Annotated in this window: 20 protein-coding genes and 1 pseudogene; 12 read left to right on the forward strand and 9 right to left on the reverse strand. The window is 45.4% G+C overall.

All coding sequences use genetic code 11. From position 1 onward, the window contains the following. From OWQ48_00005 to OWQ48_00030, 6 genes are all read left to right on the forward strand, one after another. A partial coding sequence (locus OWQ48_00005) for a glycosyl hydrolase-related protein (protein ID MCY0867606.1) occupies positions 1 to 2,025 on the forward strand: 2,025 nt, incomplete at its 5' end. Positions 2,026 to 2,168: 143 nt separating this feature from the next. After that, positions 2,169 to 4,259, forward strand: a complete 2,091-nt coding sequence (locus tag OWQ48_00010; protein MCY0867607.1) for an ABC transporter substrate-binding protein — start codon at positions 2,169 to 2,171, stop codon at positions 4,257 to 4,259. A gap of 12 nt (positions 4,260 to 4,271) precedes the next feature. Continuing rightward, positions 4,272 to 5,264, forward strand: a complete 993-nt coding sequence (locus tag OWQ48_00015) for an ABC transporter permease (GenBank protein ID MCY0867608.1) — start codon at positions 4,272 to 4,274, stop codon at positions 5,262 to 5,264. A 92-nt stretch (positions 5,265 to 5,356) separates the two neighbouring features. Then, the gene (locus tag OWQ48_00020) at positions 5,357 to 6,163 is read left to right on the forward strand and encodes an ABC transporter permease (GenBank protein ID MCY0867609.1); all 807 of its coding nucleotides are present in this window, start codon (positions 5,357 to 5,359) and stop codon (positions 6,161 to 6,163) included. Beyond that, the gene (locus OWQ48_00025; GenBank protein MCY0867610.1) at positions 6,164 to 7,156 is read left to right on the forward strand and encodes an ABC transporter ATP-binding protein; all 993 of its coding nucleotides are present in this window, start codon (positions 6,164 to 6,166) and stop codon (positions 7,154 to 7,156) included. Continuing rightward, on the forward strand, positions 7,153 to 8,151 hold the full coding sequence (locus tag OWQ48_00030) for an ABC transporter ATP-binding protein (GenBank protein ID MCY0867611.1): 999 nt from the start codon (positions 7,153 to 7,155) through the stop codon (positions 8,149 to 8,151). Before OWQ48_00025 ends, OWQ48_00030 begins: the two co-directional genes overlap by 4 nt. A gap of 391 nt (positions 8,152 to 8,542) precedes the next feature. On the opposite strand, the gene OWQ48_00035 is transcribed toward OWQ48_00030, so the two are convergent. The 7 genes from OWQ48_00035 to OWQ48_00065 all read right to left on the reverse strand — a co-directional run bounded on the left by OWQ48_00035 (position 8,543) and on the right by OWQ48_00065 (position 15,682). After that, positions 8,543 to 9,634, reverse strand: a complete 1,092-nt coding sequence (locus OWQ48_00035) for a glycosyltransferase family 2 protein (GenBank protein ID MCY0867612.1) — start codon at positions 9,632 to 9,634, stop codon at positions 8,543 to 8,545. Between the two features lie 81 nt (positions 9,635 to 9,715). Continuing rightward, positions 9,716 to 10,276 (reverse strand): dTDP-4-dehydrorhamnose 3,5-epimerase, encoded by a 561-nt coding sequence (gene rfbC / locus OWQ48_00040; GenBank protein ID MCY0867613.1) that lies wholly within the window; start codon positions 10,274 to 10,276, stop codon positions 9,716 to 9,718. Between the two features lie 10 nt (positions 10,277 to 10,286). Further along, a complete protein-coding gene (gene rfbD / locus OWQ48_00045) occupies positions 10,287 to 11,270 on the reverse strand; it encodes a dTDP-4-dehydrorhamnose reductase (protein ID MCY0867614.1) in 984 nt (327 codons plus the stop codon). Then, on the reverse strand, positions 11,213 to 12,211 hold the full coding sequence (gene rfbB / locus OWQ48_00050; protein ID MCY0867615.1) for a dTDP-glucose 4,6-dehydratase: 999 nt from the start codon (positions 12,209 to 12,211) through the stop codon (positions 11,213 to 11,215). The genes rfbD and rfbB overlap by 58 nt, the downstream gene beginning before the upstream one ends. A gap of 12 nt (positions 12,212 to 12,223) precedes the next feature. After that, positions 12,224 to 13,321, reverse strand: coding sequence for a glucose-1-phosphate thymidylyltransferase (locus OWQ48_00055; protein MCY0867616.1), 1,098 nt, complete (start codon positions 13,319 to 13,321; stop codon positions 12,224 to 12,226). A gap of 184 nt (positions 13,322 to 13,505) precedes the next feature. Next, the gene (locus tag OWQ48_00060; GenBank protein ID MCY0867617.1) at positions 13,506 to 15,275 is read right to left on the reverse strand and encodes a S9 family peptidase; all 1,770 of its coding nucleotides are present in this window, start codon (positions 15,273 to 15,275) and stop codon (positions 13,506 to 13,508) included. Positions 15,276 to 15,373: 98 nt separating this feature from the next. Next, complete coding sequence (locus OWQ48_00065; GenBank protein MCY0867618.1) at positions 15,374 to 15,682, reverse strand: HEPN domain-containing protein; 309 nt, start codon at positions 15,680 to 15,682, stop codon at positions 15,374 to 15,376. A gap of 76 nt (positions 15,683 to 15,758) precedes the next feature. On the opposite strand from OWQ48_00065, the pseudogene OWQ48_00070 reads away from it, so the two are divergent. Both OWQ48_00070 and OWQ48_00075 read left to right on the forward strand, forming a co-directional pair. Beyond that, positions 15,759 to 15,932 (forward strand): annotated as a pseudogene (locus tag OWQ48_00070) (IS607 family transposase). Beyond that, a complete protein-coding gene (locus tag OWQ48_00075; protein MCY0867619.1) occupies positions 15,898 to 17,148 on the forward strand; it encodes a transposase in 1,251 nt (416 codons plus the stop codon). Before OWQ48_00070 ends, OWQ48_00075 begins: the two are co-directional and overlap by 35 nt. Before the next feature lie 31 nt (positions 17,149 to 17,179). Here the strand turns inward: OWQ48_00075 and OWQ48_00080 are convergent, their stop codons facing one another. Further along, entirely contained in the window at positions 17,180 to 17,695 is a 516-nt protein-coding gene (locus OWQ48_00080; protein ID MCY0867620.1) for a nucleotidyltransferase domain-containing protein, read from the reverse strand. 138 nt (positions 17,696 to 17,833) lie between these two features. Here OWQ48_00080 and OWQ48_00085 point away from each other — a divergent pair, with 138 nt between their 5' ends. The 3 genes from OWQ48_00085 (at position 17,834) to OWQ48_00095 (ending at position 19,181) form a co-directional block, all read left to right on the forward strand. After that, complete coding sequence (locus tag OWQ48_00085; GenBank protein ID MCY0867621.1) at positions 17,834 to 18,253, forward strand: HEPN domain-containing protein; 420 nt, start codon at positions 17,834 to 17,836, stop codon at positions 18,251 to 18,253. Beyond that, entirely contained in the window at positions 18,237 to 18,557 is a 321-nt protein-coding gene (locus tag OWQ48_00090) for a nucleotidyltransferase domain-containing protein (GenBank protein MCY0867622.1), read from the forward strand. Before OWQ48_00085 ends, OWQ48_00090 begins: the two co-directional genes overlap by 17 nt. A 147-nt stretch (positions 18,558 to 18,704) precedes the next feature. Further along, entirely contained in the window at positions 18,705 to 19,181 is a 477-nt protein-coding gene (locus OWQ48_00095) for a PaREP1 family protein (GenBank protein ID MCY0867623.1), read from the forward strand. 298 nt (positions 19,182 to 19,479) lie between these two features. Here OWQ48_00095 and OWQ48_00100 read toward each other — a convergent pair whose 3' ends face one another. Further along, on the reverse strand, positions 19,480 to 19,701 hold the full coding sequence (locus OWQ48_00100) for a CopG family transcriptional regulator (protein ID MCY0867624.1): 222 nt from the start codon (positions 19,699 to 19,701) through the stop codon (positions 19,480 to 19,482). A 226-nt stretch (positions 19,702 to 19,927) separates the two neighbouring features. Here OWQ48_00100 and OWQ48_00105 point away from each other — a divergent pair, with 226 nt between their 5' ends. Continuing rightward, positions 19,928 to 20,896, forward strand: coding sequence for a radical SAM protein (locus OWQ48_00105; GenBank protein ID MCY0867625.1), 969 nt, complete (start codon positions 19,928 to 19,930; stop codon positions 20,894 to 20,896). Positions 20,897 to 20,915 lie beyond the last annotated feature (19 nt).

Below are 20,915 nucleotides of genomic sequence, written 5' to 3' on the forward strand. Positions count from 1 at the left end.
ATAGCGAGGATAGGATGGCTCCCCGACTCCTTCGGGTTCTCAGCCCAACTACCCCAGCTATTAAGAAAAGCTGGTTTAGAAGTATTCGTAACCCATAAGCTTATGTGGAATGATACCAATAAGTTTCCACACACCCTCTTCCAATGGGAGGGTTTAGACGGTACGAGAATCCCAGTCCACATAATATCTGTAACTTACAACGGTGAAGCTACAGTTGAAGAAATACTTAGGGTTTGGGAGAACCACATCGAGAAGAATTATGGGGCAGCCATTCATACTGTAGGATATGGAAATGGAGGTGGAGGACCTAACGTCTTTATAGCTGAAAGACTATTATGGATTAATAAACTACCTTCAACACCTAGAGTAAAGTACAATTTAGCAGACGAAGACTACGTGAAGTACGTGAAAGAATTATCTCAGAAGCTCCCGGTGTGGAAGGGTGAAATGTACGTTGAAACACACAGGGGAACTTACACAACTAACCATAAGATTAAGGAGTTAGTATCAAGGCTTGAAAGATGTCTTAGAACCACAGAGATCTGGGCCACTATCTCCTGGATTGAAAACCATGCACGTTACCCTAGGGAATCTCTTAGTGAAATCTGGGAGAAGCTCTTGAGGAGCCAGTTCCATGATGTTCTACCAGGTTCAGCAAACTTTGAAGCATACCAGGAGGCTTATAAAGACCTCGAGGAAGCTCTGCAGAAATGCGAGGAGACACTAAGAAGAACGCTCTACACGTTTAGCGGGCCGGAGGATCCTAGTGGAAAGTACATATATGTATTCAACTCTCTACCATGGACTAGACGAGAAGTAATCACACTACCTAGAGGTACATATGTGTCGAAAAACCTGAAGGTCGCAGGCGCACAGAGCATTGGGGAAAACACTGTAATTGAAATAGAGGTACCAGGTATAGGTTACGGTGTCCTCGAGAAAACATCTAGTGAGCCTGCAGTCCAAGAGGGACCTGTAAAAGTTCAAAGAGAACCCGGTAGAATAATATTAAGTAACGAGTTCATTGATGTCTTCGTGTATAGTGATGGAAGTATCTCTCTAGTAAGCAGGGAGTTGAAATGGGAAGCTATAGGGAGAGGAAGCCTGCAGCTTAAAGCACACCAGGATAAGCCAGGTCTATTCGATGCATGGGATATTGAAAAGAGTTCTCTCGAAGACCCTGGTGTACCGTTAAGACCTCTCGGCGAGCCGAGAGTAGTACTAGAAGGCCCATTAATAGCCTGTGTTGAAATCCCACTAGGATTCAAAAACTCTAAGGTAAACATGAACGTGTGCCTAAAAGGCTCATCTAAACTACTAGAAGTTAAGATGAATGTAAATTGGAATACAAGAGGATATCTCCTCAAGTTATGGATGAAACCATCAATAAACTCCGATAAAATACAATGCGAAATACCATTCGGTGTTCTAGAACGGGCTTTAAAACCACAGAGCAAGTGGGATGAAGCGAAATATGAATTCCCAGTCCTCAGATGGATCGATATATCAGATGGTTCTAAAGGACTTGCAGTAATCTCCACCATTAAACACGGGTATTCCCCCAGAGAAGACTGGATCGGGCTTACAATAGCTAAATCACCGTTATTCCCAGACCCCTACTCCAACCTCGAACCATTCAATGTTGAAGTATACCTCTACGCTCATGAAGGAGACTACAGGAAGGGTGAAGTATATAGAAGAGCATACGAGGTATGGGATAAACTCGAGGTTAAAGCATCTCATAAACCACCCTCAGAGTACGTGAAAACCTATGTTTCCGTGGAAAGTGGTAGCGCCTTGATAGAAGCCCTGAAAAAAGCTGAGAGTGGAGAAAGCCTTATAATGAGAATATATGATGCTACTGGAACTGCAAATGAAACTGAAATAAAGCTATGGAAAGCTTTCAGCATTAGTGAAGCGGATCTCCTCGAAGAACCCTTAAGCTCTCAGGAATACAGCGGAGGAAAATTGCGATTACATCTAAAGGGATTCGAAGTAAAAACTCTTAGATTAACCCCTTCATAATTTTTGAAAACCATAATTCTTGTATAACGTAAATGTATGGAATTATAGATCAAAATAGATTATATGAGTATATATGGTACGGAATTCTACATAGAAAAATTTAAATACTGCTGAACCATACTTTATATTGAATGGGTGAAGTAATGACTACACATAGAATTACAAAAGCTATAATTCCTCTGATACTATTAGTATCAACACTACTAACACCCATGATATCACTAATAGCAGTTGGACAGGAAATACCAATACCACTACCACCCGGCGTCACAGCTAAGAGAGGAGACATCCTCATTGTGGAAAACCATTATGGAACATTCACAGACCCCGATAACTTCAATTACTTAATTCCTGGAAGACCGGGTTTCGGAGCTTCCGGCTTCTCCCAGGTGTGTGCAGGGTTCCTTTGGTACATTAATACAACTAACAGCGAGCTGATCAACTGGCTGGCAGCCAGTCCACCCGAGTACTCCTCAGACTATAAGACCATGACAATCTATCTGAGAAAAGGATTATACTGGAATGATGGCCACCCATTCACAGCTGATGACGTAGTATTCACCATTAATCTCTACAAGAATACTCCAGGTCTAGTTCCCAATCCAGCTTATAAGGAATGGATTGATAGGGTAGAAAAAGTAGATGACTATACCGTGAAGATATACCTCAGTAAACCTAGTCCTAAACTACACATAATACTCTTCACAGTAACAATATATGGCGGCCCCTCAAACGTTATTCTCCCCAAGCACGTATGGGAGGGGCAAGACCCACTTAAATTCAAATTCTATCCACCGGTGTGCATAGGGCCATATAATCTAAAAGCCATAGATCCCGGTGGAAACTGGTTCCTCTGGGAGAGATATGAGGACTGGTGGGGCACTAAACTCTATGGAATGAAACCCGGTCCCAAGTACGTCTTATTCCTGCATCCCGGGCCTGAAGAGAAGAAGGCCCTAGCAATGGTTAACCATCAATTAGACTGCATAAGAACATTCCTTCCAGAAAACTTCGATATAGTATGGAAGAATAATCCATATCTAGGTGGATACTATGGAATGAAAGCACCATATGCCTTCCCATACGATGCCTGTGTTAAAGGTATAGCGTTCAATGTCCTGAAATATCCATTCAATATAACTGAGGTTAGAAGAGCTTTAACTTTCGCTATAAACTTCGAAAATATCTATGAGGCATTCAAAGGACCCGATGGCTCTCTACCAGTTCCCGCAGCACTGCCAGTTGTACCCACTCCATTAGCAGTGGAATTATATTATAAGCCTTTAGAAGGAGAATTAGTGAAACTAGGCTATGATCCTGAAACCAAATGGTGGAAGTATGATCCCCAATTAGCTGAGCAGTTATTAACAAGTGTGGGATTCCGGAGAGGCCCTGACGGCAAGTGGCTCTTACCCAATGGTGAGAAATGGAAGATCACGATAACAGCTCCCTCAGGCTTCGAAATGGAGAGCCAGAGAATAGCCTTCCTAGTAGCTGACCAATGGAGAGCATTCGGTATAGATGTAGATGTTGCACCTGTAGAGAGTGGCCCATTCTCGACAGCGTGGAGTAGGGGTGAATTTGAAGTTGGAGCATTCTGGCCTGGATGCTCGCTACTATCGGATCTAACCCTACATATAAATGGGTGGGCTCGCAAGTACTTTGACCCGGGTGCACCTAGCGTTGGATGGTCAGACTATAACTTCTCGAAGAAAGCCGAACTAGATAAAATAATAGATGAGATGGAGATGCTACCATCCACGGATCCCAAGGTCATAGAGCTCGGGAGACAAGCTCTACTCATCTGGGCTGAGCAATTGCCATGGGTAGGATTCTTCCCAACACCATTCTACACTGTTAACGATAACTACGTGTGGACTAACTGGCCGTATTATCCAGACAACTACTACATGGATCCAGTATACTGGTGGGCTCAGATGCTCTTCATTATTCTAAGGCTTCAGCCAACAGGTAGGGTAGACCACTTATATCCCAATGAACCAGGGACTCCTCCAACCTCTAGCTGGCCTCCCATTAAAGCACCAACCACCACGACACCAGGCACTCCGGCAGGAACGGTGACTGTCACTCGAACCATAATTACCACGACTACAACTGCTGTGACTACCCCTGTAACTGTTCCTACACTAGATACTACTACTGTGACTGTTGTAGCCATAATAGCATTAATAATAGGTTTAGCTGTAGGCTGGGTTATTGCAAGAAGACGGTGAAGGTGATTCTAAATGAATGCTTTTTTAAAATACATATTCATGAGGTTTATTTACTTCCTTATAACCATTATATCAGCCTTTAGTATTACATTTATTCTCCTTAGATTTATGCCTGTTGATGCAGTCGAAAATATAGTTGCCATGATGACAGCTCAAGGACAGGTAGTGGACCCCGAAGCTTTAAAGATCCTTAGGAGGCAACTCTACGAGCTATTTGGTCTTACAGGTACTATTTGGGATCAATACTTGAAGTTTCTAAGAAGCGCCTTTACATTTGACTTCGGGCCGTCAATTATGAGTTTTCCTACCCCTGTAGTCGAATTAATAGAAGAACGTCTCCCATATACTCTCTGGCTTCTCGGTACATCAATTATAATTTCATGGGTCCTCGGGAATATCATAGGCATGATAGCCTCTCTAAAAGAGGACTCAATAGCTTCAAAAATCCTGCAGAGTATAGCTGTAACACTCTACCCTATACCATACTACATTCTAGCATTACTCCTCGTATTTCTCTTCATATTCAAGATACCACTATTCCCTCTTGTAAGCTCGTTCGCAATAAGTCTCAACACTATCCCTGAGATGCTAAGGGCTACGACGCTTCCAGCTCTCTCAATAATATTGATAAGTGCATTGGGATGGTGGTTCCTTAGCTCTAGAGCTTTAACACTAAGGGTTTTATCCGAGGATTATGTTAGGTATGCCGTTATAAGAGCCCTCCCTGAAAAGAGAATTATTGGAAGATACGTATTTAGAAACATACTTACACCACAGGTGACTGCTCTAGGGCTTTCACTTGGACAGATATTTAGTGGTGCACTTCTCACAGAAGTTGTATTCGCTTATCCAGGGATTGGCCAGCTACTCTACAGGTCTGTTATGACAGGCGATATCCCAACAGCAATAGGTATTGTCACGCTCTCAATCTATGCTACAGCCCTGGCTACTTTCATACTCGATGTGATCTACGTTTTCATAGATCCTAGAGTACGGTTGAGGTGAAGATGTTGACTTTAAAACTTTATCTTGTAAATCTAATGAGAACTTCCGCTAGTATATATAGGTCAAGCTTGAAATTCAGAGCGGGACTTATATTGTTTTTAATTTTAATACTATTCGCCTTAATCTCTCTATTCGCTCCTCCCGGATTTGAAAGATGGTTCAAGTACCCGAAGGATGCTCCTCCATCATTTTCAAGCTTAGATCTTCTCTTAGGGACTACTACAACAGGCAGGAGTGTTTTCTGGTCGGCTACGAGTGCTGTGGCAAACTCGCTGCTGATAGGCTTTACAACAGCTCTCATAGCAGCACATATAGGGCTTTTAACTGGTATCGTGGCCGGCTATAAAGGAGGGTTAATTGAGAAGCTTTTAATGACTCTAACAGATATATTTATAGTTACACCCCCGCTACCATTACAGGTAGTACTCGTCATGCTTCTTAAAAACTACATCAACATGTTTCTTATAGCACTAATTCTCTCGATATCCTCATGGCCATGGCCGGCTAGACAGGTTAGAGGGATAATGCTGAGTTTAAGAGAAAGAGAATTTATAATTACAGCTAGTTTCTCAGGACTAACTGAGTGGGAAATAGTTTTCAGGGAGATACTGCCACATGTGCTTGGATGGCACCTAGTCAACTTCACCAATACCGTGCTCTATGCTATAGGTAGTGAAGCTGGTCTTGCAATACTAGGGTTATCTATACTCCACAAGGATACCTTGGGTACAATGATATACTGGTCTGTTATAGGCTACCCCTCTCTATTCAGAGGTATTTGGTGGTGGTTTCTGACTCCAGTAATACTCATAATACTGATAATGATAAGCTTGTACTTAATTTCCATTGGTATCGCCGAATACATCGAACCTAGAAAGAAGACTAAGGGGGTAGCTTGAATGAGAGGAAACTGGATTTTAAAGCTTGAAAGCGTGAGAGGAGGGTATCAGGTAGGCTCATCCGAAAAAGACTACATAGATGCTGTAAGCAATGTAAGCCTCGAGGTTTACAATGAGGAAGTCCTCGGAATAGTTGGAGAGTCTGGTAGCGGGAAATCCACACTGGTGAAAATTATATACGGGGATTTAACCCCACCTTTAGTCGTGAAGAGTGGAAAAGTAGTATTAGATGCTAGTGAGAACCCGGTAGACATGATATCCTTAAAACCTGCAGAGAGAAGAAAACTTTGGTGGAAAACCATTAGCTACATCCCTCAGCAGTCGATGAGTGTTTTAAACCCCACGATGAGGATTAGAGATCACTTCATTGAAACACTAAAATATCATGCAGGCATGGAGAAGAATGAGGCAGTAAAGCTTATTTCAAAGCATGTTGAGGAGGTAGGGTTAACAAGAGATGTTCTCAACGCGTACCCTCATCAGTTAAGCGGTGGTATGAGGCAAAGGATAATAATAGCTCTAGCTCTCATGCTTAAGCCTAAAGTAATCATAGCGGATGAACCCACCACAGGGCTCGATGTAATCGTTCAGAGGGGAGTGCTTCAAAGCCTGCTTGAAAACGTGAGAAAGTATAAGAGCACGCTCATCATTGTCAGCCACGATATAGGCGTAATATCGATGATCACGGATAGAATCGCCGTCATGTACGCGGGGAAAATAGTCGAGGTAGGTAAAACCGAGAGGATACTGCAGAAACCGCTCCACCCCTATACTAAGGCCCTCATAGAGTCAATTCCATTAATAGGTGATAGAACTCCTAGGAAGGGATTACCGGGACTACCGCCGAATCTTAAGTCTCCTCCACCGGGATGCCGCTTCCACCCGCGGTGCCCTCTAGCTAGGGATATCTGCAGGAGGGAGGAGCCACCACTAGTAGAAGTAGAGCCAGGCCACTACGTTAAATGCTGGCTGTATTCGGAGGGTAGGAAATGACAGAGGAATCACTCCTCAAAGTAGTAAACGTGACGAAAACCTTTAGATACGGCGTAGTATTTGGATTTCAATTCAACGCGCTTGAGAACATATATCTAGAGTTAGGCAGTAATCCATCTATCTACACGATAGCAGGGGAAAGCGGCTCCGGTAAGTCAACGCTAGCAAAGATAATTCTAGGCGTGCTCGAACCCGACTCAGGTGAAGTACTCTACAAGGGTAGGAACGTGCACAAGTTGAGTAAGGATGAGAAAAAATGGTTTAGAAGAGAAGTTCAACCTATATTCCAAGACCCCTACTCGACATTCAATCCTCTCAGAGACGTCTATTCCTACCTAGTAGATACAGCGTTAAATTTAAAGATAGCCGGCGATAGAAAAGAGGCTGAGGATATAGTAGCAAAGAGCCTTGAATCCGTGGGGCTTCACCCGGAGGAAGTTAAGGGTAAGAGGCCCTCAGAGTTCTCAGGAGGACAGCTTCAGAGAGTATCAATAGCTAGAGCAATAATACCCAGGCCTAGACTTATAATTGCTGATGAGCCAGTCTCAATGCTGGATGCTTCACTTAGAACAAACATCCTCGAGATATTCAAGAAGCTTAAAGAAGAAGAGGGTATTTCCTTCATCTACATAACACACGACCTCTCAACCGCGTACTACGTGAGCAATGAGATAATGATACTACTAAGAGGGCAAACCATGGAGAGAGGCCCTGCAGAGAAAGTTTTAATCGACCCCCTCCACCCTTATGTTAAAACACTTGTAGAATCCATTCCGGAACCAAACCTCGAGAAGAAGCCATCATGGCTCTCAAAGATAAAGCTGGGAGGTATAGAGGAGAAGGAGTTCATAGTGAAAGGATGTAGATTTAGAAACAGGTGCCCACATGCATCTGAGAAATGCGAGAGAACACCACCAGAATTCTACATTAAGGATAAGGGAGTCTGGGTTCGATGCTGGCTCTACGAGAAAGAAGCCTCTCAAGTAAGACAGTAATTCAAACAGCATTCACCACGATCCAGCAAGCTTCAAGCACAAGGCTTCAATCCCCCTTCGGGTTTACCGCTGTTCTACTCTAACTTGTATGGTCACCAGGCTTAAAGATGGAAATATCATCGGGTTTCCATAGCTTCATCATCAAATATAGTACTTTCTCTCACATTAATATAAGCCTGAGATTGAAGCCTCAGTGAAGTTGGTTTCCACTAGATTCCATGACCGTTGAGTACTCGGAGCCCCGGAGACCGCTGTAGCCAACTATATACTCAGCTCTCGTGATGCACTCCAGGAATTTTTCTTCTTCACTAAGGTATGCTATGATAGTGGAATAGGCTTCTCTTCAGGAGCTGCGACTGCTCTACTGGGAAACCCTGCATAAATTAGTATCCTAGGCTACAGCTTCATACTTATACAATTCACGCTCGAACAACATGGATATTTTTACCGCATAGCTTCGCCTAAGATAATCGATACCTAAACCAGTGAGCAATTTAAATACAGCACTACTCTCGGCCTCTCTTATCAGGGGAGCCCTATACAGGTCTATCAGCGTACTTCTTTCTCTAAGTATTTTTCCTCCAAGTTTAATACCGTCCATGTAAGCCTTATGGAGCATCCTGAACACCTCTCTAGCTGAACCTGCTACTTTACTCCCTGAAATTATGGAAGCCATAGAGGGGAAAATACCTAGTAGTAGCGTCCTTAACAGTACTCTCCTCCTTAAACCTATACTTCTTATCAGGAGTTTATACTTGCTATTGCTTACTTCATTTAATACTGTATAATTCCGGGTTGCGAGATAAAGCTGCAAGGGTTTTACCCGCTTAAATGTAGATGATCTACTATGAAGGCTAGTAACTATAGGATAAGACACCACTTTGAAGCCGGTGTTCCACAATTCTAATCCTAGTAGGCAGTCATCGTAGTAGGCGAACATTTCATCATAGAATATTTTATCTTCATAGCCTGTAGCTTTCTTCAAAGCTTCAACATTATATATTGAGTAAGCGCCGTCAGCGTATGTTACATAGAATGCCTTTTTAATAGTATGCGGGTTTAAACCTTGATATAATTGATGAACCACAAGTAGTTCAGTTAGTATACCGCCTGATGTATCAATCAACCCGGTTTCCAGGTTGATGATTACCCCTTGAGCAGCTCCCACATCCCTCATAGACTCCATGTATTCTACGAGTTCTCTTAAGCTACTCTGAAGCGGTATTGCATCATTATTCAATAATACTACGTATTTGGAACCTGGATCCCGTGCCTTATAAGCTATATTATTACCTCCTGTGAACCCTAGATTTCTCTCTAATCTAATAACTTTCTTATCCACTGGGAGTTTTTCAGCGATATTTTTAACTTCCTGATAGCTGCCGTCGGTTGACCCGTTGTCAACTATTATAACCTCGTAGTTAGGGTAGTCGAGTTCTGCTACTGCTTCCAGGGACTTCTTAACGATATCCAATATCTTCATGCTATTATGGTTTAACCAGAGTATAGAGACACGTGGCCAGGTCACGATGCCCGCTCACCTGGACTACAAGAGTTTAAGGATTTAAGGGTACTCGAAGTTTACTTCTGCTTCTCTTAGTGGAGGGCACTTCTCGTCTTTACTGCTTACTACTGCTTCTCTTATAGGCCACTTCACGCCTAGCTCGGGGTCGCTCCAGTTTATGCATCTCTCGCTCTCTCTACTGTACTCTTTTGTCACGAAGTAGAGGACTAGTGTGTTGTCTTCTAGTGCCTGGAAGCCGTGGGCGAAGCCTGGAGGGATCCAGAGTAGCCGGGGCTCTTCGGCTGAAAGCTCGACCATCACGTGCTTGCCGAACCACGGGGATCCTCTTCTTATATCCACGGCTACATCGACTATTCTACCGTTTAATACTGTCACCAGCTTGCCTTGCTCCATTGGTTTAAGCTGGTAGTGTAGTCCCCTGATAACTCCCCTCTTAGATCTACTTAGATTAGCTTGAACGAACACGTAGTTTACTCCCTCCAGCATGTAGGATGAGTACTTGTATAGCTCTACGAAGAATCCTCTTTCATCCGGGAATACTACTGGCTCCACTAGAATTAAATCAGGTATTTCAAGCCTCTTGAAGCTCTTGAAGGGCATCCCCTCAACTCTACCTGCCTAGTAGTACAGTAGCCTCCTTCTTGAACTCCTTGAGCGCTAGGTTTAAATCGTAGAATGGAGTCTTAAGTATCCTTCTAGCTCTCGATGTATCCAGGCTTGAATCCCGTGGCCTCCTGGCAATCCACTTCTCTTTAAACTCATCTATTCTAGCCTCTACTACTAGACTACTAGGCAGGCTTAAGGCTTCAGCTGTAATCCTAGCGAACTCGTAGCGGCTTAACCGGGGCCCGGCTACGTGGAGCACGCCTAGAGGTTTAACCTCTACTACTTCAGCTACTGCTTCAGCTAGCAGCTTATTGTATGTTGGCGACACGTACTGGTCTACTAGGGCTTTAACCTCCTCCCCTCTACTGAGTTTCTCCACGATGTACTCTGCAAAGCTCTTCTTAGAGCCGCCTACACCATATACAGCGCTAGTCCTAATAATAGTGTAGAGGAGGTCGCTGCTCTTAACGATCTCCTCGCCTATCAGCTTTGTTAACCCATAGTAGTTTACAGGGTTAGGTGTATCATGCTCACTATACAATCCTTTCTCGCCGTCGAACACGTAGTCTGTGGAGATGTATACTACATGAGAGTTCACGACTCTAGCAGTTCTCACAATACTGCGAGTAGCTTCAACATTAATCCTCCATGCTTGAATCTTATCTCGCTCGCAGCCATCTACATCAGTGTAAGCGGCTGCGTGAACTATAACCTCTGGTTTAACCTTGAGTATAAGATCCTCTAGGTGAATCCAGTCTGTGAGATACAGAGGTACAGCTTTAATGTTCCGTGTACTGCTCTCCACGCCTGGAGTCTTATGCTCCCTGTAGACTGCTACAACCTCGTAGCCCTTCTCAGCTAGAAGCAGCGTTAGCTTGGAGCCTAGGAGCCCGCTTGCACCAGTCACTAGTACACGGGCTGCCACTCGTGTCACCTCCACGGCTCCTCCTTCTTCAAGTAGTAGTCGTCTAGAAGCGGGCGCCACCACCACTCGTTTGAAAGATACCATTCAATAGTCTTCTTTAATCCCTCAAGCCACGGTGTCCTAGGCTTCCAGCCTAAACTGCGTATTTTATCACCTGTCATCGAGTACCTGTAGTCGTGGCCTGGTCTATCCTCTGTGTAGTGTATCAGTGTCTCAGGCTTACCCATTAGCCTTAAGATATCTTTCACCACCTCGATATTCTTCTTCTCGTTGCCTCCGGGTACATTATAGATTTCTCCAGTCCTCCCCTTACTGATGATTATTTCTAAAGCTTCAGCGAAGTCTTCAACGTAGAGCCAGTCTCTAATCTGGCTTCCACCACCGTATACTGGTATAGGCTTACCGCTGAGTGCTCTAATGATTACTCGTGGAATAAGCTTCTCAGGATACTGGTACGGCCCGTAGTTGTTTGAAGGCCTCACTATTATAGCTGGGATCCGATAGGTCCTCCAGTAGGCTGCTATCAGCAGGTCGCCGGCAGCCTTGCTAGCAGAGTAGGGGCTACTCGGCTGTAGCTTCTCCTCCTCGCTTGCCGGCGGCAGGTTTAAGCGGTCCCCGTAGACTTCATCAGTGCTTATGTGAATGAGGAGGGGTATTTCAAGTCTTCTAGTTGCCTCGAGGAGCTGGAAGACGCCTTTAATATTAGTCTCAATGAATGGAGCTGGGTCAACTATACTGCGGTCGACGTGTGTTTCAGCTGCAAAGTTTACTACTACGTCAGGCTTGAATTCTCTTAGAGTCTTCGAGAGCATCTCGCTGTCAACGATATCTCCTTTAATGAAGGTGAGGCGTTTATCCTCGAGTAGTCCAGCTAGGTTCTCCAGCCGTCCAGCATAAGTGAGCTTATCGTAGACTAGGATAACTGTATCCTTATTCTTTTTAAGCATGTAGCGCACGAAGTTGCTGCCTATGAAGCCTGCTCCACCAGTCACGTAGAGCCTCATGCTTAATGCCTCCTACAAGTCTACTCTAGACTTCTCTCCAATGATAAACCGGTGTCCTCTGGGGATACTGTTGCCTGAGCTCACTACGGCTTCAGCTCCAATAATGCTTTCAACTATTCTACCAGCATTTTCTAGTCTTGCTCCATCCATTACTATACTATTCTCTACCTCAACACTCCTCAATACAACATTCTGCCCTATGCTAGTATACGGCCCCACATAGCTGTTCTCACCGAGGATACTGCCCCGCCCTATGTAGGCTGGCCCTCTTACTACAGCACTCGAGGCTACCTGTACTCCCTCCTCTACTACTACACGGCCTTCGATGACTGCGCCGGGTTCAACAATACCTTTAATCACTGTCTCCTTGACTCTCTCATCTAGTAGAAGCCTGTTTGCATCGAGTATATCCTGGGGTGTGCCAGTATCCTTCCACCAGCCTTTCACAATAGCGTAGTCTACGCGGAGACCCCAGTCTAATAGCTTCTGGATTGCATCAGTGATCTCCAGCTCGCCCCTCCAGCTAGGCTTAAGCTCCTCAATAGCCTTAAATATGTACGGCGGCCTGAAGAAGTATACTCCAACCAGCGCGTACTCGCTTGGAGGTGCTCTAGGCTTCTCCACCAGCCCGATAAGTCTTCCATTCTCGTCGAATCTAGCTACACCGAACCTCTGGGGGTCTGGGACTCTAGCTAGAAGTATCATTGCGTCAGCATTACTCTCCTCGAATCTCTCCACAAACCCTCTTATCCCGCTAGCTATAATGTTATCACCGAGGTAGACTACGAAGGGCTCGTCACCCACGAAGTCTCTCGCCAGGTAGACCGCATGAGCTATACCGTAAGGGTAACCCTGATATATGTAGGTTAAGTTGACGCCGATCCTCGAGCCATCACCATAATACGCTACAACACGCTCAGGGAAAACGCTACCTAAGATTACAGCAATATCTCTTACACCCGAGTCGCGGAGATCCTCGAGAACCCACTGGCTAACAGGCTTACCGGCAACAGGGATGAGTTGCTTAGGCCCAGTGTGAGTTAACGGGCGGAGCCTGGTGCCAAGCCCACCGTGAAGCACAACACCTTTCACATTAATCTCCCCTAGCAATTAATCTCCCTGCCCCTAGTTAAAATAGCTTCCTACTTGTTAGAGTGCGATAGGATGCTAGCATTGAATCCTTTCTCAAAGCTGTCAGCTAGAGGCCTGTATGAGCTTTAATCAATAAAACTATATATTGGAGCCTTAGCCAGGAAACCTTAGGGGATTCATTCCTCTCGAGCTATACTCCCTCCTACTGTTTAAGGTATCTTTCAAGGAAGAGTAGTGCTGGTAGTAGTATTTTCACAGCGTCATCCATTCTAGCTATCATGTGGCCCATATCGGGTGCTACGTGCACCTCGAATACTCCAGCTTTCTCTAGGAGCTTCTCGATATACTTTAGCACAGGCTTTAATGGTGTTCTCGTATCGTTCTGCGGGTGTATTATGCATAATGGCTTCTTAACACTGTCTACGTAGGTTATTGGCGAGCGCTCCCTCCATAGTTCTCTCCTGCCAGCAAATAACACGTCTATGAACTGCCTGAATACAGCGTCACTCAACCCGTACATCTCCTCCCAGTCAACTATACCTGCCCCGGCTACACCACACCTCCATAGTTCTGGGTGCTTACCCATAGCAAGGTATGTTGTATAGCCACCGTAGCTGTAGCCCATTACAGCTACTCTCTCTGGGTCAGCTATCTTGTTTTCAACACCCCATTTAGCCGCGTATACTACGTCTTCTAGGTCGCCGCCTCCAGGGTCGCCGATATCTAGTATACGGAAGCTCTCACCATACCCAGTTGACCCACGGAAGTTTGGTGCGAGCACGTGGTAGCCTGCTGCTACGAGTGCAGTAATCATCATGCTCCATGAGTCGCGTACCTCGCTCCAGGGGCCGCCGTGCACGTAGACTACTGTGGGCCCTGGCTTAGGAGTACTACTGGATAATGCAATATACATTGGTATCTCCAGGCCGTCGAAAGACTTGTATTTAGTGAATACTACTTCAACTAGATTCCTCTCAACATCCTCGGGCAGCTTGTTATCAACAATAACTCTCACCTCCCTGTTCTCAACGCTTGCCTCAATTATTCTCGGTGGCTTCAGGAGGTTTGAGACTGCTACGAGAACTCTGCTACCAGTGAAAACTGGGTGGCCGTGGATAGTGCCTTCAGGCAACTTAACATGCCTTCCATCAAGGAATAGCCTTGACCTCCCATTCTTCTTGCCTACAGCCCATATAACTCCACTAGTACTCCACCCGTAGGCATCATGCTCTACTGGATTAAACTCCTCGTAGTCCCTGTACTTGAATTCAACTTTCTTAAGCGTGCCGGCTTCAGGATCATACAGGTATAATCTATTCACTCCCTCATAGTCGCTCTCGAAGAGGATTCCTTCATCCCCTACAACGGGATTCTTGTTCTGTGAGCCTGGTTTAGGCGTGTAAACCTTGAATTCACCTGTATCCAGGTTATACACGAATATCTCGGAGGAGCGGGGATCGCCGCGTAGATTACCGCTCCCAGTAATATACTCGCCCTTTACATCTGTGACGAATGCAAGACTACTGAGACGGTGTATTTTCTCCCAGCTCCCGTCAAGTCTAGCTAGGTAGATAGCTGTCTCCTCAGCCGTAGCCCCTGTGAACGCTACCTTCGAGCCATCAAATCCCACGCCAAAGATCCTCATTAAGGGGGTGTCAGCTAGAAGCTTCTCCCCGCCGCTGTAAGCGTCAACGTAGAATAACTTGTGGAGTTCCCGCCCGCGTGCTACATCCCTAGTAAACACTACGTAGGGGCTTTCAGGTCTAGGTAGAGCTACACCATGCACAGGTTCAACTGTAAGTCTCCTCCTATCACCACCACTCTCATCCATAGACCAGAGGCTTAACACCCCCTCCAGGGTACTAAGATATACTACTCTCCCGCCAGCCAGGCCGAGCAGACTGTAGGATGGAGTACGCACTATAGATTCAAGAATACCTGCTATACGGGAGACCTCGGTCAAACCCAGCACCAGGATACATGTTAAGTAGAATAAAGTATTAAGCTTTAACCCGCTGAGGCTAAGCTATACTCCACTACTGAGTGAGAGCTTCACTCAGCTTCCAGGTACTACCTGCCCCGGCTTGAAGCCTCCTCGATTAGCTTCTCTACGAGTTCCACTACTAGTCTAGCTTGTCTTAAAGCATGCTCTGCATCATACTGCGTGTATAGTTCTTCCGCTGGTAGCCCTGTCTCCTCGTCACCATACATTGATGGCTCTCTTTCCCTCTTTAAACTCCTAGAGATAAATGCTAGTTCAGGTATTCTCTCCCGGAACCATTCTGAGAATCTATTCTTCTCTCTTCTCAATACGGGTCCCACATCATGCCACTTCGGAGGCTCTACACCCACCACCATTCTCAGAGCTGCTTTCATCATGTTAAGATTCGGATTATCAATGTGTTTTTAAGCTGTTTTCACCATGTTAAGACGCACCTATGTAAGCTGAAGCTACGGGGCTGAAATAGTTGTGGTAAATAGTGGAGAGAAAACGACACGCGAAGAGCTAGTCGAGGACTTAATCACGGTAATCTCTCATTTCGCTGGAAAACTGTACGGCGTGGGATCGCACAAGTACAGGAAGGTGGTTGAGGGTGCGAAACAGCTCATACAGGATCCTCAGCTATAAAATAAAGCATAGCTACGACGTAAAGGAGTTCCTAGACGACTACAGGAACCTCTTACAGAGGGCGGTAGATGCAATCTGGGAGAACATCGAGTGGAGGAGGAAGGGCAAGAGGCTAGTTCCTTTAATCCCGAAGTCGAGGGAGTTCAAGAAGAACCTCAGGAACTCGTTGCTGAGGGATTGGAGCTACGCCACTCACTACGCCGATTCTGCGGTGAGGGTCGCCTACTCGATTATCGAGTCGTGGAGAAGGAACTACATCAAGGGGAGGAGGGGTAGGAAGAAGCCAGTAGTTAAGAAGAGGTTTGTTAGAGTTAAAGAGACACTCTACGTGTACAGGAATAAGAAGATTAGAGTCACGGTGAAGCCCAGGGAGCTGTACTTGGAGTTCGACCTGACGAGGGCGTGGTTTAAAAGGAGGGTTGAAGGTTGCGATCTAGGCGAGCTCATTCTCAAGGAGGATGAATTAATAATCATCTTCAGGAAGCCCGCCGATCCAAAGCCGGCGAATAAGATTGCTTGGGATCTCAACTTGCTATCCATGGACGGTTTCTGCGATAAGGGCTGGATCAGGATTGACTTGAAGCCTCTTTACACGATGCACATCGCGTACGAGAACAAGAGGAGGAAACTACAGAGGTTAAGCAAGGAGAAGCCCAAAACTGCTAGGAGGTTACTTGAGAAATACTCCAAGAGGCATAAAAATAGGGTCAAGGACTTCCTGCATAAGCTGACAACCGAGCTCGCAAGGGAGTTCAGAGGCTACGAGCACGGCTTCGAGAACTTAGAAAAGCAAGGGATGTTCAATAATAAGAGGGTGCATAACAGGGTTATTTCTAGGCAGAACTGGAGGCAAATAGTAACTTTAATGAGCTATAAAGCGAGAGTCAAACTACTCGACCCAAGAAACTCAACAAAAACCTGCCCCAGATGCGGCGGGAGAATGAAGCGCTTAGAGGGGCAGGTCTTAGAGTGCGATAGGTGCAGGCTAAGAATAAACAGGCAATTGAATGGAGCCATAAACCTCTACCTAAGGATGTGGGGGTTTCCTCCCTCTCCAAGCACCTTCCACCGAGTAGTGACTAAGAGAGTGATCCACTCGTGGAAGATGCACGTGAAGAGAGGGAGCGGGATTACCCTGAAAGGGTGTGAGGCCCATGACGTGCCCCCTATGAACCCAGAGGGGGACGAGGCTAATGTGTGCCAAGGCTTATCATAACCCCTGACATGTGATCTAAGCTAAAGCAATGTTATTCAATGCTTATCACATCTCCGAACCTGTAGTTTTTCTTGAGTCTCCAATACCATTTCCTCCCTATTCTTACTCGTTCAGCTCCAAGCTGCTCGAGTTTTTCTCTTAGTTTCACTAGTATGTTCTCGAAGAAGCTGTTTTCATCGTAGACTACTACTGCGTCTTCAATCATATCAAGGTATAGAGGGCTGAATCGCGAGGCCTCCTCAGGAGTCTTAATTACTGGTGAGAGTGATACAGCATAGCCTTCATCCAGTAGTCTCTCCAAAAGCTCTTCTAACCTGGCTTCAGCTTCACTAAAAAGCCTTAATCTCTCGAAACGACTCCTCGGGAGCCCATCGATAACTACTAGCAGGTCTACATCACTATCCCTCCTGTAGTCTCCTCGAGCTACACTACCGTAGACTACCAGTGACTTCAATCTGCTGTTAACAAGCTTTAGTAGCTCCTCTAGAAGCCTTGAAATAAGCGTCCTGTAAGGCTCAGCTAGATGCTCCAACCCCTTCCTATACAAGGTATCACAGCCCTCTCTAAACTCTAGTTAAAGCAGGGGTACACTCCACACTTACAGTTAATCTATACTGTGATTTAAAATACACCTGCATCTCACGTTGAAGGCTTCAAGCATTACTAAATAACCATGCTGTGATCCATGATTAGCGTAGAGGATCTTCTAGGTGAGAGGATGTCCTTTGAGGAAGCTAATATTGTTAGGAGGAGGGCTGAAGCCTTTCTACAGCTCGCCGAGAGACTTATCAGCGAGGGAGAGTATGATCTAGGGGTTTTCAGCTTGGAGCAGTACTGCCAGCTGATATTAAAGTATAAGCTGCTAGTCAGGAAGGGGTCTTATCCTAGGACGTATTCTATTAGAAGGCTTATCAGGGAGCTCGGAGAGATCGATGGGAGAGTATTAGTCCTAGTCGACGATGTCAGGAACCTACACTATATTGCAAGACTTGAAGAAGCATATATAGCTTCAAGATACCTTCCAATAGTATACGAGAAGGAGGAGTCTATAGACCTTTTAAGGTTTGTTAGAGAGGTGTTCAAGCCTATTGTCGAAGAACTATGAGAGTAGAGTATACGGTATGCTGAAGAACTATAAGGATATCGCGGAGAGAGTAAAAGCGGTAATCCAGGAGGTGGATCCATGCGCGGAAGTATACGTGTTCGGCTCTGTTGTGCGAGTCGAGTTCACGGGAGTAAACGATATAGATATACTAGTAGTCACCGATAGAATTGAGAGGAAGTATGAAATGATGGTTAGAGTATACAAGAGTACTGAGGCTCCTGTAGAACTACACATCACGACGAGAGAAGGCTACGAGAAATGGTATAAGAGATTCATTAGTAGCAGCGAGATAATGAGAGTGTAGTTTAAAGCGTTTACACTACAAGTGGATACATGATAGTTCCCTGCGAGAGCTAGAGGAGAGCTCCTGGAAGATGTATTTTGATTAAAGACAGGTAAAACTAGAAGGTTTATTAGTACCCAGCTTATAGTCTTATCTTGGTGCCTCTCGTTGTCTTCAACTATTACTCTACCTGAGATTCTAGTCGAGGAGATCGCTAAGAGAGCTTCTAGAGCAGGTCTTAGTGTAGAAGAGTATCTAGCTGACCTGGTCTTCGGTTCCATGGATCCGGATGAAGCAGCAGGTAAGTATATTGAAACCGCTCTCCATCTAGTCGAACAGGCTAGAGAAGAGCTTAGTAGAGGTGATTTAAGACAGGCTTCAGAGAAGATCTGGGGTGCCTGCGCGCTAGCTATTAAAGCTCATGCTCTCGCTAGAAGAAAACGTAGACTGGAATCCCATGCAGAGTTATGGGTGTATAAGAATGAAGTTGCTGTGGAGATTGGTTCATGGGTTAGAATAGTATTCAAGATAGCTGACTCCATGCATAGAAACTTCTATGAGGGGTTAGCAACCAGGGAGGATGTAGAAGATGCTATCGAGGAGGTTGAGAAGCTAGTGAAAGCTATAGCGGAAAAACTGAAGTAGTAGCATTAAGCTAGCAATTGAAAATTACTCGATATAATATGCGTGCACGCCCAGGCTCTTAGATACTTCTGCCTGCCGGATATCACTTGTAAGAAGCTCGCCGTGCTTGAATGCATGCAATGTATAGAGGGTCGTAGATTGTTATATTGTAGTCTAATGCTATCTCTACTACCTTCTTCCATATAGCATTTGCTACTTCTTTTAAACGTGATCTAAGCTGTAGACACCTTTCTCAAGGTAATCTTCTACTTCAAGCCAGTTGACTTCTCCCAGCAGGTATTTCGCGAGGGCTTATACATCAATTACTATCACGATCCTCCCTCACATATCTGCTTGTAGTACCAGCTGGAGTTTCAGGTAGCTGCTCTATGACACCTCTAACCTCCACGAGAATCTTCTTACAGTGGAGTTCTTTTACCCGTCTCTCTATGAACCCACGTATCTCTTCACTCCAGTTAACTACGTCTTTAAACTTATCCATTAACTCTTTAAGTTTACGGGGTACACACACTCTTATCACGGTGCTCAAGGCTACGTAAACACCCCAACCGATAAGATGTATTAAAGCTTCCATTAAACTTTAAATAACACTGAGTGAAAATGAAGTACGGTTTCTCGAGCTGTAGTAACGGTAGCCTTAATGTATTGATGGGGTGTAGCCTGCTCTTGAACCAGGATTCTAGCTCACTGTGAGCCCCTCAACGCGGGATGCTTAGGTATTAAAGCCTAGCGGGTTTTATAGTGTAGTGGGTGGTGTTACGGGGCTTGTCTTTGGGCCTGTTCCATCGAGGCGGCTGGGTAGGAGTCTAGGTGTAAATAATATTCCAGCGAAGACTTGTTCCTGCTCATGCGTGTACTGCCAGCTGGGTAGGACTATCATGCTGACTGCTGAGAGACGAGTCTTCTATAAGCCTGAAGATATCTTCACTCAGGTTGAGAGGAGGGTTGAAGAGGCTACTTCAAGAGGGGAGAGGATTGACTACATTACTTTCGTCCCGGATGGAGAGCCGACACTAGATGCTAACCTTGGCAGGGAGATCGAGCTTTTAAAGCAGATCGGGATTCCCGTAGCTGTTATAACCAACTCCTCACTCCTCTGGCGGGAGGATGTTAGAAGGGATCTAGTGGAAGCCAGCTACGTTTCAGTGAAAGTAGATGCTGTCAGCGAGAACTTGTGGAGGAGGGTGAACAGGCCTCATAGAAGCCTGAAGCTCAGCGAGATCTTAGAGGGTATAAGAGTCTTCTCAGAGGAGTTCAATGGGGTTATCACTAGTGAAACCATGCTTATAGACAGCGTGAGCTACGAGGGGGAGCTGGAGAGGATAGCAGGCTTCCTAGCAGAGCTTAGAAGGCTGAGTAAAGCCTATATTGCTATCCCGACGAGGCCTTCAGCAGAGAAGTGGGTTAGACCAGCTAGAGAGGATGTCTTGAATACTGCCTTCCAGGTTTTCTCGGAGAAGCTTGGTGCCAGTAGAGTTGAATACCTGATAGGCTACGAGGGTAGTGCTTTCTCATCTACAGGGAATGCTGAAGAGGATCTACTAAGCATAACAGCCGTCCACCCTATGCGCAGGGATGCGGTAGAAGAGCTATTGAGGAGAGCTGGCTCTAACTGGAGTATTGTCGAGAAGCTGCTGAGCGAGGGTAAGCTTATAGAAGTCGAGTACCGAGGCTTCAAGTACTACATGAGGAGGCTTCAAGCTGAAGCTAAGTAAACGCATAGAAGCATTTAAT

The organism is Desulfurococcus sp., from assembly GCA_026626905.1.
GTDB lineage: Archaea > Thermoproteota > Thermoprotei_A > Sulfolobales > Desulfurococcaceae > Desulfurococcus.